The organism is Dasania marina DSM 21967, from assembly GCF_000373485.1.
Taxonomy (GTDB): Bacteria; Pseudomonadota; Gammaproteobacteria; order Pseudomonadales; family Dasaniaceae; genus Dasania; species Dasania marina.
Genome location: NZ_KB891576.1, coordinates 330402 through 344079 on the forward strand (window position 1 = coordinate 330402; position 13678 = coordinate 344079).

Annotated in this window: 12 protein-coding genes; 7 read left to right on the top strand and 5 right to left on the bottom strand. The window is 45.6% G+C overall.

The genetic code is table 11. The features are described from left to right. Positions 1–46 precede the first annotated feature (46 nt). The 7 genes from B067_RS0106070 to B067_RS0106105 all read left to right on the top strand — a co-directional run bounded on the left by B067_RS0106070 (position 47) and on the right by B067_RS0106105 (position 8219). Positions 47–1507, top strand: coding sequence for an NAD-dependent succinate-semialdehyde dehydrogenase (locus B067_RS0106070; RefSeq protein ID WP_019529178.1), 1461 nt, complete (start codon positions 47–49; stop codon positions 1505–1507). Between the two features lie 33 nt (positions 1508–1540). Continuing rightward, positions 1541–2890: an aminotransferase gene (locus tag B067_RS0106075; protein ID WP_019529179.1), complete on the top strand. Its 1350-nt coding sequence runs from the start codon at positions 1541–1543 to the stop codon at positions 2888–2890. Positions 2891–2981: 91 nt separating this feature from the next. Next, on the top strand, positions 2982–3944 hold the full coding sequence (speB, locus tag B067_RS0106080) for an agmatinase (RefSeq protein WP_019529180.1): 963 nt from the start codon (positions 2982–2984) through the stop codon (positions 3942–3944). A gap of 388 nt (positions 3945–4332) precedes the next feature. Then, a complete protein-coding gene (locus B067_RS19760) occupies positions 4333–5229 on the top strand; it encodes a mechanosensitive ion channel family protein (RefSeq protein WP_019529182.1) in 897 nt (298 codons plus the stop codon). A gap of 15 nt (positions 5230–5244) precedes the next feature. After that, entirely contained in the window at positions 5245–6339 is a 1095-nt protein-coding gene (locus B067_RS0106095; RefSeq protein WP_019529183.1) for a DUF21 domain-containing protein, read from the top strand. Between the two features lie 22 nt (positions 6340–6361). Beyond that, positions 6362–7336, top strand: a complete 975-nt coding sequence (locus tag B067_RS0106100) for a magnesium transporter CorA family protein (protein ID WP_019529184.1) — start codon at positions 6362–6364, stop codon at positions 7334–7336. 13 nt (positions 7337–7349) lie between these two features. Next, positions 7350–8219, top strand: coding sequence for a mechanosensitive ion channel family protein (locus tag B067_RS0106105; protein WP_019529185.1), 870 nt, complete (start codon positions 7350–7352; stop codon positions 8217–8219). Positions 8220–8260: 41 nt separating this feature from the next. On the opposite strand, the gene B067_RS0106110 is transcribed toward B067_RS0106105, so the two are convergent. The 5 genes from B067_RS0106110 to B067_RS0106130 form a co-directional block, all read right to left on the bottom strand. Continuing rightward, entirely contained in the window at positions 8261–9031 is a 771-nt protein-coding gene (locus tag B067_RS0106110) for a transporter (RefSeq protein WP_019529186.1), read from the bottom strand. Positions 9032–9082: 51 nt separating this feature from the next. Continuing rightward, the gene (locus B067_RS0106115) at positions 9083–9475 is read right to left on the bottom strand and encodes a hypothetical protein (protein WP_156820767.1); all 393 of its coding nucleotides are present in this window, start codon (positions 9473–9475) and stop codon (positions 9083–9085) included. Between the two features lie 17 nt (positions 9476–9492). After that, positions 9493–10815 (bottom strand): dicarboxylate/amino acid:cation symporter, encoded by a 1323-nt coding sequence (locus B067_RS0106120; RefSeq protein WP_019529188.1) that lies wholly within the window; start codon positions 10813–10815, stop codon positions 9493–9495. Positions 10816–10856: 41 nt separating this feature from the next. After that, entirely contained in the window at positions 10857–13091 is a 2235-nt protein-coding gene (ptsP, locus tag B067_RS19765) for a phosphoenolpyruvate--protein phosphotransferase (RefSeq protein WP_019529189.1), read from the bottom strand. Positions 13092–13224: 133 nt separating this feature from the next. Further along, the gene (locus B067_RS0106130) at positions 13225–13677 is read right to left on the bottom strand and encodes an ATP-dependent zinc protease family protein (protein WP_019529190.1); all 453 of its coding nucleotides are present in this window, start codon (positions 13675–13677) and stop codon (positions 13225–13227) included. Between the last annotated feature and the right edge of the window lies 1 nt (position 13678).

The window sequence follows — 13678 nt, forward strand, 5'->3', positions numbered from 1 at the left end:
TTAGCTGTAATTACCTTAGAAACACCTCAAATTGACGGAGCATACAATGCCCTTAACGCTAAAAGACCCCAGCCTTTTAATAGGTAAATCACTAATCAATGGCCAGTGGATAGACGCTGATAACGGCTCTACCGTTGTTGTCGACAACCCGGCTACCGGTGACGTGATTGGTGAGGTTGCCCGCTGCGGCACCGCTGAAACTCGTCGTGCCATAGCAGCGGCAGAAGCGGCACGCCCAGCGTGGGCGGCTAAAACAGCGAAAGAACGTGCCAAATTAATGCGCAACCTTTACAACCTGATGATGGAAAACCAGGAAGACTTGGCCAAAATCCTAACGGCAGAGCAAGGCAAGCCACTAGCCGAAGCCCGTGCCGAAGTTGCCTACGCCGCCAGTTTTATAGAGTGGTTCGCTGAAGAAGGCAAACGTATCTACGGTGACACTATTCCTGCCCACGGCCCAGACAAACGCATTGTGGTTATAAAACAAGGCATAGGTGTTGTGGCGTGTATCACCCCCTGGAACTTCCCCAGCGCCATGCTGACCCGCAAAATCGCGCCAGCCTTAGCTGCCGGCTGTACCACTGTGTGTAAGCCCGCTAACCACACCCCTTACTCCTCTTTTGCGATTGGCGTTTTGGCTGAGCGTGCGGGCATACCCGCCGGTGTTATCAATATCGTAGCCGGTGTCACGGTTGAAATTGGCGACGAGCTTACCAGCAACACCACCGTACAAAAAGTCACCTTCACCGGATCTACCCCTGTGGGTAAGCACTTGATGGAGCAGTGTGCCAAAACCGTTAAGCGTACCTCTATGGAGCTAGGTGGCAACGCGGCCTTTATCGTGTTTGACGATGCAGATATAGACGCCGCCGTTAACGGCGCGATTGCCTCTAAGTACCGCAACTCAGGCCAAACCTGTGTGTGCGCTAACCGTATTTTGGTACAAGAGTCTGTGTACGAAGAATTTGCCACAAAGTTTGCCGCTGCCGCTGAAAAAATACACGTAGGTGTAGGTTATGAAGACGGCATCAGCATGGGGCCATTAATCACCGAAAAAGCGGCTAACGAAGCCGTTAAATTTGTTGAAGACGCTGTTAGCAAAGGCGCTACTTTGTTAACCGGTGGCCGTCACGAAAACGGTGGTGCATTCTTTAAACCCACCATCTTAACTAACGTTACTCTTGACATGCGCGTAGCCCAAGAAGAAATCTTTGGTCCTATCGCACCGTTAATTAAATTTAAAACTGAACAAGAAGCCTTGGCCATCGCCAACGATACTGAATACGGTTTAGCGTCTTACTTTTATTCTCGCGACATAGGCCGTGTTTGGCGTGTCAGTGAAGGTTTAGAGTGCGGCATCGTGGGTATTAACGAAGGCATCATCTCAACTGAATCGGCACCCTTTGGTGGTGTAAAAGAATCCGGTAACGGACGTGAAGGGTCTAAGTATGGCTTAGAAGATTTCCTTGAAATCAAATACCTTTGCATGGGCGGTCTTGATAAATAAAGCATCAACAACGATAGTTTTAGGAGTTTTAAAATGAGTTCAATTATTTACCCAACCACCAGCTTTAAAGCCACCGAGCAATTAATTTTAGAGCGTGGCGAAGGCATCTATGTATACGATAACCAAGGCAAGAAATACCTAGAAGGTATGGCCGGTCTTTGGTGTACGTCGCTAGGCTATGGCAACGAAGAGCTAATCAGCACCGTTGAAGAGCAAATGCGCAAGCTAACCTACAGCCATATGTTTGGCGGTAAAAGCCACCAAGTAGGCATGGATCTGTCTGACAAATTAACCGAAATGGTTCCTGTAGACGACGCCAAAATCTTCTTCGGCCACTCAGGTTCTGACGCCAACGATTCGCATATCAAAATGTTGCGTTACTACTTTAACGCTATCGGTAAGCCAGAGAAGCGCAAAATTATTACTCGCGAGCGCGCCTACCACGGCGTTACTGTTGCTGCCGGTTCATTAACTAGTTTGCCTGTTAACTTGGCACACTTTGACTCGCCGCTAGAAGCCTTAGGTATTTTGCGTACTGATCACCCGCACTACTATCACGGTGCACAAAACGGCGAAACTGAAGCACAGTTTGTAGACCGCATCACTGGCAACCTAGAAAAGATGATTCTAGCAGAAGGCCCCGATACTATTGCGGCGTTCATCGCAGAACCTATCACCGGCGCCAGTGGCGTTATCGTGCCACCAGCGGGTTACTACGAAAAAGTACAGGCCATCTTAAGCAAGTACGACATCTTCTTCTGGGCTGACGAAGTTATCACTGGCTTTGGTCGTACTGGTAACGATTTTGGCTGTACCACCATGAATATTAAACCCGACATGATGAGCTTTGCTAAGCAAATGTCTTCTGCCTACTTCCCCATTTCGGCAGCGGTTATACGCGGCGATATGTACGAAGCCATGATAGAGCAAAGTGCAGCAACTGGCGTATTCGGCCACGGCTACACTTATTCAGGTCACCCAGTAGGTTGTGCGGTTGCGTTAAAAGTTATGGAGATTTATCAGCGCGATAACATCTTTGCAAAAGCGGCTAAAACTGGCGAATACATGCAAAGCAAAATGGCCGAGTTTAAAGATCACCCCTTAGTGGGCGACATACGCGGCGCAGGCATGATAGGCGCACTTGAACTGGTTGCTAACAAAGACAAAGGCACCCCATTTGCCACTGGCGCGGTTGGCGGCAACATTATGAAAACCTGCCAAGACAATGGCCTAATCGTGCGTGCAGTTGCTGGCTCTAGTGCCGCCTTCTGCCCACCACTAGTCACCACTGAAGCGCAGATTGATGAAATGTTTGAGATCTTTAGCAAGTCACTAGATGAAACCTTAGATTTCGCCAAGCAAGAGAACCTGCTAGTTGATTAAACATTAACTAGCACCTCCCCCTCGCCTTGAATGGCCAAAAGCTATTCAAGGCGATTTAAGCACAACTTAAACCGCATTACAGGTCATACTCATGAGTGATAAAAAATTTAACCAACCACTAGGCGGTAACGAAATGCCGCGCTTTCACGGCCCCGGTACTATGTTTCGCCTGCCTTCAGAAAAAACGGCTGCAGGCTTGGATATGGCCATTATCGGTGTAGGCCTAGACATAGGCACCAGCAACCGTAACGGCACCCGTTTTGGGCCGCGTCAAATTCGCGCCGAATCTTCCATGGTAAGACCCTACGGTATGGCCACACAGGCGGCACCGTTTGATTCATTTCAAATTGCCGATGTCGGCGACGTACCGTTAAATACCTTTAACCTATTAAAGTCTATAGACATTATTGAAGACTTTTTCAGCGACGTGTTAAGCCACAACGCCAAACCCGTTACCCTAGGTGGCGATCACACCATCTCTCTGCCTATTTTACGCGCACTGCACAAAAAGCACGGTAAGAAATTGGCCCTAGTACACGTAGACGCTCACGCCGATATTAACGACAACATGTTTGGCGAGAAAATTGCCCATGGCACTATCTTCCGCCGCGCGGTTGAAGAAGGCTTAGTCGACGGCAACAAAATGGTGCAAATTGGTTTGCGCACCACTGGCTATTCCGCTGATGATTTTGAATGGACCCGCGAGCAAGGCGGCAGAGTTGTACCCGCCGAAGAATGCTGGCACAAATCACTAACGCCGTTAATGGCCGAAGTACGCGAGCAGATAGGCGCAGACACACCCGTTTACTTAACCTTCGACATAGACGGCCTAGACCCTTCTGTAGCGCCTGGCACAGGCACACCTGAACCAGGCGGCTTAAGCAGTATACAAGGCATAGAGATTATTCGCGGCTGCTACGGCTTAAACCTCGTAGGCTGTGATTTAGTTGAAGTGTCGCCGCCCTATGACAACTCCGGCAATACCGCCCTACTGGCGGCCAACTTAGTGTTTGAAATGCTGTGTTCCTTCCCAGGCTGCATACGCAGAAGCTAGCCATTTTTAAAAAGGTCTCACCTTTCAGCCCGCGCCGCCTCTAAGGCCCGCGGGCTTTTTTATGTTCAGGAAGAACGGTATGCCCAAAACGTTTCACGGGGCAGGCTCTGCCGCGGGCGCAGGGCCTGCCCCGCGAAGTGTATTTTACTGAGTGCTGTGGGTATGGCCTGCCCCATGAAGTGCCTTTTACTGAATGTTTTGGGCATGGAGACCCAATGGCCAAAGCACTACGCGGGCCACGCTGTGCACTCGCGCTGCTCGCGGGGCCAGCTTTGCGCAGTAACGGCAACATCAATAAAGGCTTTCCAAAAAGCCATCACCATTCGATAATAGCGTTACTATTGAACTAGGCTTAGCCTAGCAAGCCTATCACCCCTGCATAACCACTATGAGCTACATTGCAATGGAAGTTAGTATTACCGACCACAAATTTATCACCTCAGCCCTGCTTATTGCAGTCGCCTTATTAATACGCTGGTTTGTTATTTACCAACTCAACAAACAGGATTTCCGTGACGATGACGGTAATCACCGCTGGATAAATAGCGCAAAAAACGCCACCAATCTAATAATTTTAATAGGTTTGGTGCTTGTATGGATTACCGAGTTGCGCTTTGTCGCCCTCTCTATTGCCACCTTTGTAGTAGCCTTGGTTATTGCCACCCGCGAGTTTATCCAGTGCTTTTTAGGCTCTCTATACCAGGCCAGCACCCGCTCTTTTATCGTCGGCGACTGGATACAAATAGGCGATAATAGCGGCAAGGTAGTCAGCACAGACTGGTTAAGCACACGCTTATTAGAAATCGACATGGCAACCTCCAGCTACCAAGTTACTGGTAAAACACTACTCATACCCAATAACCAATTTATCGTACATCCGATTAAAAACTTAAACCACCTACGCAAGTTTATCCCGCATACCATTTCTATTATTAGAGAAGCCGATACCGTTAATGTCTTTGATTTTAAAGCTGCACTATTAAAAAAAGCCGCAGAGTATTGCCACAAATTTGAAGAGCTAAGCAAGCATTACAATCATGTCAATAGCAAAAAAGACCGTAGAGAGCATAACGACCACCACCCCAGCGTGCGTATTAGCACTACCGCTCTAGGTAAAAACCAATTCGATCTTACCGTGTATTGCCCACCCCACGAGGCGGTAAGCTTAGAGCAAAAGCTCACTAAATATTTTATGACGCTGTGGTATCAAGCCCACAAAAAAACAAAAACCAACGGCCCAAAAAACGATGACGAAAGCGCCTCATCTACTCTCGACAACCATTAATCATAAGGCAGCAGTATGAGTTACGATATTTATATATGGATAGGCATAGTCTTTTGCCTCACCCAGTCGGCAGTATTTTCCGGCCTCAACCTCGCTTACTTTAGTATTAGCCGCTTGCAGCTAGAGGTAGAGGCAGGGCGTAATAATAAAGCCGCACAAAAAGTGTTAACACTACGTGAAGACTCTAACTTTTTACTCGCCACTATCTTATGGGGCAATGTTTCTATTAATGTCTTACTCACACTATTATCCGACTCGGTATTAGTAGGTCTGTATGCCTTTTTATTCTCATCGATAGCTATTACTATTTTGGGCGAAATCATTCCGCAAGCCTATTTTTCTCGCAACGCCCTTAATGTAGGCTCATTATTAAAGCCCGTTATTAGCTTCTATCAATTCCTGTTATACCCAGTTGCTAGGCCTACCGCCATTATGCTGGATGGCTGGCTGGGAAAAGAAGGCATTACCTATCTTAGGGAGAAAGAGTTAAAGGGCATCATCAAAGCCCATATCGATTCTGAAGATGCTGACATGGAACATGTGGAAGGCATAGGGGCGATTAATTTTCTCTCGGTTGAAGACATACAAGTTGCCGATGAAGGTGAAGTGCTAGACCCAGCCAGTATTATTGAGCTTCCTTGTCGATTAGATTTACCTACTCTGCCCGAGCCGGGCACGGAAAACTTCAAACGCTTTATTCAACAAGTCCATCAATCAGGCCATAAATGGGTAGTGCTTACCGATGAACAACAACAGCCACAACTTACTCTAGATGCCGACGGTTTTATACGCTCGGCCTTGCTAGACAATTTAAGCTTAACCGATGCCGGCCCTACAGCCCCTAGCTTTGACCCCTATAAGTTTTGCCATCGACCGGTAGTCGTTAAAGACCAGCAACTTAGTTTAGGCGCCGCCATGAAGTTATTGAAAATGGCCGCCGGTAAAGACAGCCACTCCGACGAAGTGATGGATAAGGATATAATTCTTGTCTGGACACAAGAACAATGTAGAGTTATCACTGGCGCAGATATTTTAGGCCGCTTGCTCAAAGGCATAGGCTCAGACCAGCCTCAAGCCGGCGCGAACACTGCCGACTGCCCTACTTTATAACAACAAGCTTGACGAGGTTTATATGATTAACACCTACCTTTACCACAGTGACGAGCACGTAAGTGCTGGCAACGAAGAACAAATAGCGCTGTGGCAGCAAGATAGTGCGAAAAAAATCTGGGTTGATATACAGTTTAATGAAAACGATATAGAGCAACACAGCGAATTACTCGCCACTCTAGGCTGTCATGCATTAGCCATTACTGACACCTTTAGGAAGCGCCATCCCCCTAAGCTTGAAATTTTCGATGAGCATATTTTTTTATTGTATAGAGGCATACATTCTATAGAAAACAACCTTAAATATGTCCATCAACAAATAGCCTTTTTTATTAGCGAACGCATCTTAATCACCGTACACCCTCAAGCCTCTATGGGCATTAATGCGGTACTAACCGCGGAGCAATCCAAAGGCTCTTTTTCACCGCCCATTACAATAGCGCTGGACATCATCCACAAATCGGCAGGTATTTATCTAGAAAGAACGCTGGACTTTGAAAATGAACTTAGCGCCATCGAGGATGCTTTGCGCACAGACTCTAGCGAGAGCGCACTATTACAACTAGCCAGCTATAAAGCTGAGCTCATTAAACTCAAGCGTATCTTTAACTACCACAACCTTATATTTGAGCAACTTAAAAACTTTAGTGACGAAGATCTACCTATAGATAGCATCCTACATGCTCATAAAATTAATGATGTCGCAGAAAGATTAGAGCGCTTACACAGCCTATCGCAAATGCATTACGACATATGCGGTGACATGATAGACAGTTATATTTCTATTACTTCACACCAACTGAATATCACCATGCGTATATTAACCGTGGTAACGGCTGTTTTTGTACCCCTCACATTCTTGGCAGGTATTTACGGCATGAACTTTGAGTATATACCTGAGCTTAAATACAGAATTGCCTACCCAGCGCTCATGACGACTATGCTAGTGATGGCTGTGACTCTAATTATTATCTTCAAGAAAAAGAAATGGTTTTAACCAAGGAATAATAATGGATAACGAAAATATTTGGCAAACACCTTTATTACACGTAGGTAACTATACGCTGGTGACTAGCCAGCTACTCACCTTTATCGTGATGTTAGTGATTACCTATATAGCGGCAAAAATCATTAACAAAGTTTTTCACCGCTTAACCCATAAAGACAGCTCCATGACGGTGGCGCACCTGTATATTATCGGACGCTTTGCCCAATACAGCATTTATGTGGTTGGCTTTGTACTGGCAGTCTCAGCGCTAGGCATAGACATGAGCAAACTGGCGCTAATGGCCAGCGCTTTGGGTGTAGGCATAGGTTTAGGCCTACAGGGTATAGTGAATAATTTTGTTTCTGGCTTGGCGATTTTATTAGAACGCAGTTTAAAAGTCGGTGACTTTATAGAGTTGGACACCGGCCTGACTGGCGAAGTGATAGAAATACATATGCGCGCCACGCTGATTCGAACTAACGACAATGTCGACATACTCATACCCAATGCCGAACTCACCAATGGCAAAGTTATCAACTGGACCTTAGAAGAAAGCGTCAGACGTTTTCGCATCCCTTTTGGCGTTGCCTATGGCAGCGATAAAGACGTGGTAAAAAAAGCCGTGTTAGAAGCTGCTAGCAGTGTTAGATACACCCTAGATATTGAAGGGCGGGAACCTATAGTTTGGATGACGGGCTTTGGTGATAGCAGCTTAAACTTTACTCTGGGTGTTTGGGTAACCGCTGAACAAGTTAAACGCCCTACTGCATTAACCTCTGATTACTTGTGGGCCATAGACGATGCCTTAAGAAAGTATAAAATTGAAATCCCCTTCCCTCAACGCGACTTACACATACGCAGTAATAGCACACAACAACCATTAGAAAATTAACCAGCAACGCTAGCATCCGTAACGGCTGCTAGCGTTGCTCATTACCAACGTATCGCCACGCCTAAGCCTAAGCGCTCACTTTTATCCGCCGTATTGACACCCTTGTGATAACCCACATCGATATCTAGATCTGGGTTAAGGTGATAAATAACACCCAACACCATAACGCCCGGGGCATTACTGCTGGAGGCTATAGGGTTTTGCCTATAGCCTATATCAGCCAGCCAAGTCCACTGGCTATTGTGATGGTAAAGCATAGCGCTAGAAACCTGCCAATTATGATCGCGCGCCGCGCTATCGCCATGATGCTGATATTGCCAGCCGGCATTGATCAACCACTGCCATGACTGCCACTGTTTTTGGGCAATAACATTGGCAAAATTCAGCAACTCATCATCACCTAAACCTTTGTCCTCATCGCCGCTAAGTATGCCTATGCTATAAGTAGCTGCCATACTCCAACTTTCAGATTCTAAAAAACGCCACTTAAAATTGGCACTACCATCGCCTATGCCCTTACTTGACTCAACACGGTTATGGGATACATGGGTGTAGGGTAAATACAAGCTGACATCAATGCTATCAGCCACCCCTAAACTCCACACCGCATCCAAGCTGCGGCGGTTAACACCCTCGGACTCTTGATTAATTCTATCCCAGCTCAACTCTAGCTGCTGATTACCCTTACCTTGGGTTCCGGTATCATCCGATATTAAAGGGTGGGCAGCGAAGCTAGGCGCAGGTAATAAAATTATTAAGGGGGCAATCAATTCGCCCACGCGCTTTTTTATTTTTTTTGTATAGATTGGCATCTAGCTATCTAATTCCGTCAATATGTGAAGATTTAACACCGTGGTAACAGGCTATTGCCCGGCGCTATCAAAATATAATCTAATGGGCAGTTTTAATCTTTTTCCTACGTATATAATCACCCCAATCTTGTCATCATTACCTTCAATGCTAAGTTTTTCATAAGGCTTAAACTGCGGTAACAGCAGATCTTTATCAGTCTTGATAAAAAGATTACCGACGTTTTCTTGCCGCATAGGTAGCGTCAAGGTAATGATGGTTAAGCCCTGCAGTGAATCAAATTCTACTGTGACTACCTCTACACCTACATCTGCATCTATAAAGCCCGGCTCGAGTTGCAGTAACCCTGTTGGTGCCCTGTCGCCATCAGCGACGTTATCGGCAGTGCAAAACAACGATAGGAAAATCAATATCAGTGCAGCTTGCACTTGGTATTTTTTAAACATAATAATACTCATCTTTTTTATTCAACGTCTTTACTAATAAACTGTTCAGCAATACAACACAGCGCTACATCCCCCAACACATTGATCGCGGTGCGACACATATCCAGCACCCTATCCACACCCAATAACAAGGCCACACCTGCCGCTGGAATGCCTACGCCCTCTAACACCATACTCAAAATCACTATCCCCGCCCCAGGTGTGGCGGGTGAACCTATAGACGCCGCCACCGCCATGGTTACCACAAATACATAGCTGGCTAGTGTTAACTCCACATTAAACACCTGCGCTAAAAATACCGTAGCAACACCTTGGTACAGGGCGGTACCGGTCATATTAATAGTAGCCCCTAAAGGCACTAAAAACCGTGCTATAGCCGGCCTAACCGCAAAGGTGTTTTCGGTAAGCTGCAAGGTTAAAGGCATCACCGCCGCAGAACTACTAGTGGAAAAGGCTAACAGTAGTAATTCTTTCAACTGTTTAAGAAAAACACCTATAGGTATTTTCCCCAACAATTTAACCACCAGCAGATAAAACAGGAATAATATAAACAAACCCAGCAATACCGTAATGACATACATCAACATGCCGGTAAGTACATTAATACCCAGATTAGCTACCAACCTAGTGATCAATCCAAATACCGCAAAAGGCGCAATATACATCGCCCACGATACTACCCGCATACTCACTTCTTGCAAGGCGCCCAATAAATCAAATAACGGCTGAGCCTGTTTCACCGGTATCGACAGCAAGGCTATACCTAAAATGGCAGCAAATAATATTACCTGTAACATTTCACCCGAGACCATAGACGCTATAGGGTTTTTAGGGAAAATAGACAGTAATTTTTCTGGCACATCTTCTGCAGCCGGAAAACCTTTATTAAGATTTTCGCTATGGCTAGGCAAGCCTACATCCAAGGCCGCACTATCAATATGATGGCCAGGCTTTATCAGCTGCCCCAAGCCTATACCGGTAATAGTCCCCAAGGCTGTAGTGAAAATAATAAACATCACAGCAAAAGCACCGATTTTTTTCAGTGAGGCCATATTGGTGTTAGCTGCCAAGCCTTTCACTACAGAGGCAATAATCAAAGGCACAACTATCATCTGTATCAATGATAAGAAAATATGTCCAGGCAAGGCTAACCATGCGGTAATAACTTTAACGGTTTCTTTCTGAAACAAACCGACTTCTGGCCCTAGTAGTAAGCCCAGAATAACCCCTAAGCCTAAACCTATTAACACCTTAAGCCATAAACGCCCGGCTATTAATCTATCCAAGCGGTCGCTAAGTAGTTTTAAGGGTGACAGATCAAAGTAGTGATTGTTTTTCATGCGCAGCTCTATCGGTACACGAGTAAAGAGGTTGTTTACTGTTATAGGCTTTCAATAAGGTGCTGCTGGTTCATAAACTCACCAGCCAATGCACGTATTGCCCGTACGTTATCCTTTTTTAACGCTTTATTGAGTAAATCTTCAGCTTGCTTTTGATAAACATTTCTAATGAGGTACTTAATCTTAGGCAGTTTTGATGACCCTAAACTAAAACGCGTCACCCCCATCCCCAGTAATAATAACACCGCCACCGGGTCTGAACTCATTTCACCGCAAATAGACACGGGTAATCCATAGCTCTTGGCCATAGTGATAATGCGGTATAACTCATGCAATACTGCCGGGTGTACATGGTCAAAGCGATTGGCGACACGGGAGTTATTTCTATCCACCGCCAACAAATATTGGCTTAAATCATTGGTGCCCACAGAAATAAAATCAATCTTATTTTTCCAGAAAGGTAGCTGCGAAATAGCCCCCGGCACCTCTATCATCACGCCGATTTTAGGCGTGACGACGTCATAGCCCTCATCACTTAATTGTGCCACCACTTTTTTTACACAGTCTCGAAATTCATTCAGCTCTTGGGTAGATGACACCATGGGTATTAAAATATGTAAGCCTTCATGCCCCACTGACGCCCTTAGCATGGCTCTTAACTGGGTAATTAATAGCTGTATATTATCCAGCGAAAAACGTATGCCTCGCCAACCCAAAGCGGGGTTCTCCTCTACACCCAAAGGGAAATAAGGCAATTGCTTGTCACCACCCACATCCAGCGTTCGCATATAGACCGGCTTGCCCTGATAGGCCTCTAGCACTTGTTGATAAACCACAACCTGCTCATCCTCGGTGGGAAAGCTGTCTCTTATTAAAAAGGGGATTTCCGTTCTATACAGGCCCACACCATCTGCGCCATGTTTAATACCGGGAGATAAGTCTGCCAGCAGACCGGTGTTTACCAATAGCTGCACCCCAACATTATCCAAGGTGGTGGCCGGTAGGTTTTTTAATTCATCATAAACCGCATTTTTTGTACTTTCTTTATTGGCCAACTCGTTATACGCCGACACCACCAATGGCCCAGGCTCAACAAATAAACGACCGGCATAGCCATCCACAACTAGATAATTACCGGCACTGGGTAGCTGCTTGTCACTTAAGCCCATCACAGTTGGCACACTGAGCGCATTAGCAATGACCGAGACATGCGAAAGCAGCGAACCCTCACCACTTACTATGGCAACCAAATTGTTACCCGAAAATTCAGAAATATGGGAAATGTCAATTTGCTTACCCACTAACACATAGGGCTTACTGGTATCCTTATTTTTCACCCCACCTTCATCTAACCATAAATTATACAGGCGGTTACCTAGGTAGCGTACGTCATCGGCCTTAGCCTTGAGATAGCCATCATCCATAGATTGGAATACACCTATCAATTGCCCCACGGCTTTTTTTAATGACGAAGGCAGGTTAAAACCGGCATCAATAAAGGTTTCTACTAAATTGATAAACATCGGGTCTTTAAGAAACATCTGCATAGCAAAAAATATTTCATCAATATTACCGGTGTTTTTTTGCGACATAGTCGCCTTATCATTATCAATTTGCTGATTAAGCGTAGCCACTAAACGGGCTAGCTCTTGTTTTTCATGCTGAGGCGTTTCTGAATAGGTGGTTTTCACCTCATCTACCGAACGCGATGACACGACAATGGCATGCCCCATACCTATGCCCGGTGAGCCGGCAACACAACTAATACCTAGGCCGTCGTCATCTGAGCTAGCGCTAATATTAATGGCACGCACAATAATGGCTAAATGCGAGGAGAGGGTTTCAACAAAAGCAACACTGGCTTTATCTAATAATTGCGGCACTATAGTTTGCACCACTAACACACCTACCACTACACCGTGGTCTACCAAAGGGGTAGCACAGAATCCATGGAATTTTTCTTCGCCGCTTTTAGGCACAAAAAAGTAGCAGGGATGTTCAGGCGCGTTAGCTATATTTAAGGTATGTTTATTATTCACCACAGAGCCTACCAAGCCTTTACCTTGCGGAATAGTGATAGGCTGCGATGAATTTAGACCATGACTGGCCAGTAGCACTAAATTGTTATTTTTGTCAGCTTGGTAGAGCGAGCATACGTCCACAGCTATAGACTGGCTGACCGAATTAACAATCATTTCTACCTGTTCTTGCGGTGAATCTATGTAAGAAACGGCTGTAGTTATTCGCGTTAATTCGGAGAGTACATTATTATCCATATAAGCTCATCAACTGTTTGATGCTACTGACTGCAGCATGGGGAAATCTAAAAATAATAGGAAACGTTCTCTGCCTATCTTCGAAGTACTGCTTGTATACTGATTGCTGTTACAAGCCATAGCATATTTTCCATTATTCAGAGCCGCTATTATTACCTAGCAAAAACTCCTCACCGGGGTCTACAATAATACGATTTTCCATAGCCTGCCGACCCAAGAGCATTAGATAGCTCATGCCGGAACGATCAGTTAGGGTTAGGTCTATGCGCCATTGGTGCACACCCAGCTGAAATAAGGTATCGACAACGTAACGGTGCTCACTGCCCCCGTTAGAGCTTTTAACGATTCGGGTACCCTTAACTTTGGCGTCACGCCTTACAATACGATCAACATTATGTATGTCAGGGTGTATATCAAAGCTCACCCACTTTCTATTATTTTTTTCAAACTCACTGATATTATCCACATGCAGTGATGATGTTTTTGCGCCGGTGTCTATACGCACGTTGAGCTGGCTAATTTCTAATTCGGGTAAATCACATAATTCCAAAGCGCCTACCCGTACTTTATCCGGTTTATCTACCACT

Excerpts from the sequence above, each read along its gene's own strand:
- B067_RS0106070 (WP_019529178.1), top strand. The coding sequence starts at position 47 with ATGCCCTTAACGCTAAAAGACCCCAGCCTTTTAATAGGTAAATCACTA.
- B067_RS0106075 (WP_019529179.1), top strand. The coding sequence starts at position 1,541 with ATGAGTTCAATTATTTACCCAACCACCAGCTTTAAAGCCACCGAGCAA.
- speB (WP_019529180.1), top strand. The coding sequence starts at position 2,982 with ATGAGTGATAAAAAATTTAACCAACCACTAGGCGGTAACGAAATGCCG.
- B067_RS19760 (WP_019529182.1), top strand. The coding sequence starts at position 4,333 with ATGAGCTACATTGCAATGGAAGTTAGTATTACCGACCACAAATTTATC.
- B067_RS0106095 (WP_019529183.1), top strand. The coding sequence starts at position 5,245 with ATGAGTTACGATATTTATATATGGATAGGCATAGTCTTTTGCCTCACC.
- B067_RS0106100 (WP_019529184.1), top strand. The coding sequence starts at position 6,362 with ATGATTAACACCTACCTTTACCACAGTGACGAGCACGTAAGTGCTGGC.
- B067_RS0106105 (WP_019529185.1), top strand. The coding sequence starts at position 7,350 with ATGGATAACGAAAATATTTGGCAAACACCTTTATTACACGTAGGTAAC.
- B067_RS0106110 (WP_019529186.1), bottom strand. The coding sequence starts at position 9,031 with ATGCCAATCTATACAAAAAAAATAAAAAAGCGCGTGGGCGAATTGATT.
- B067_RS0106115 (WP_156820767.1), bottom strand. The coding sequence starts at position 9,475 with ATGTTTAAAAAATACCAAGTGCAAGCTGCACTGATATTGATTTTCCTA.
- B067_RS0106120 (WP_019529188.1), bottom strand. The coding sequence starts at position 10,815 with ATGAAAAACAATCACTACTTTGATCTGTCACCCTTAAAACTACTTAGC.
- ptsP (WP_019529189.1), bottom strand. The coding sequence starts at position 13,091 with ATGGATAATAATGTACTCTCCGAATTAACGCGAATAACTACAGCCGTT.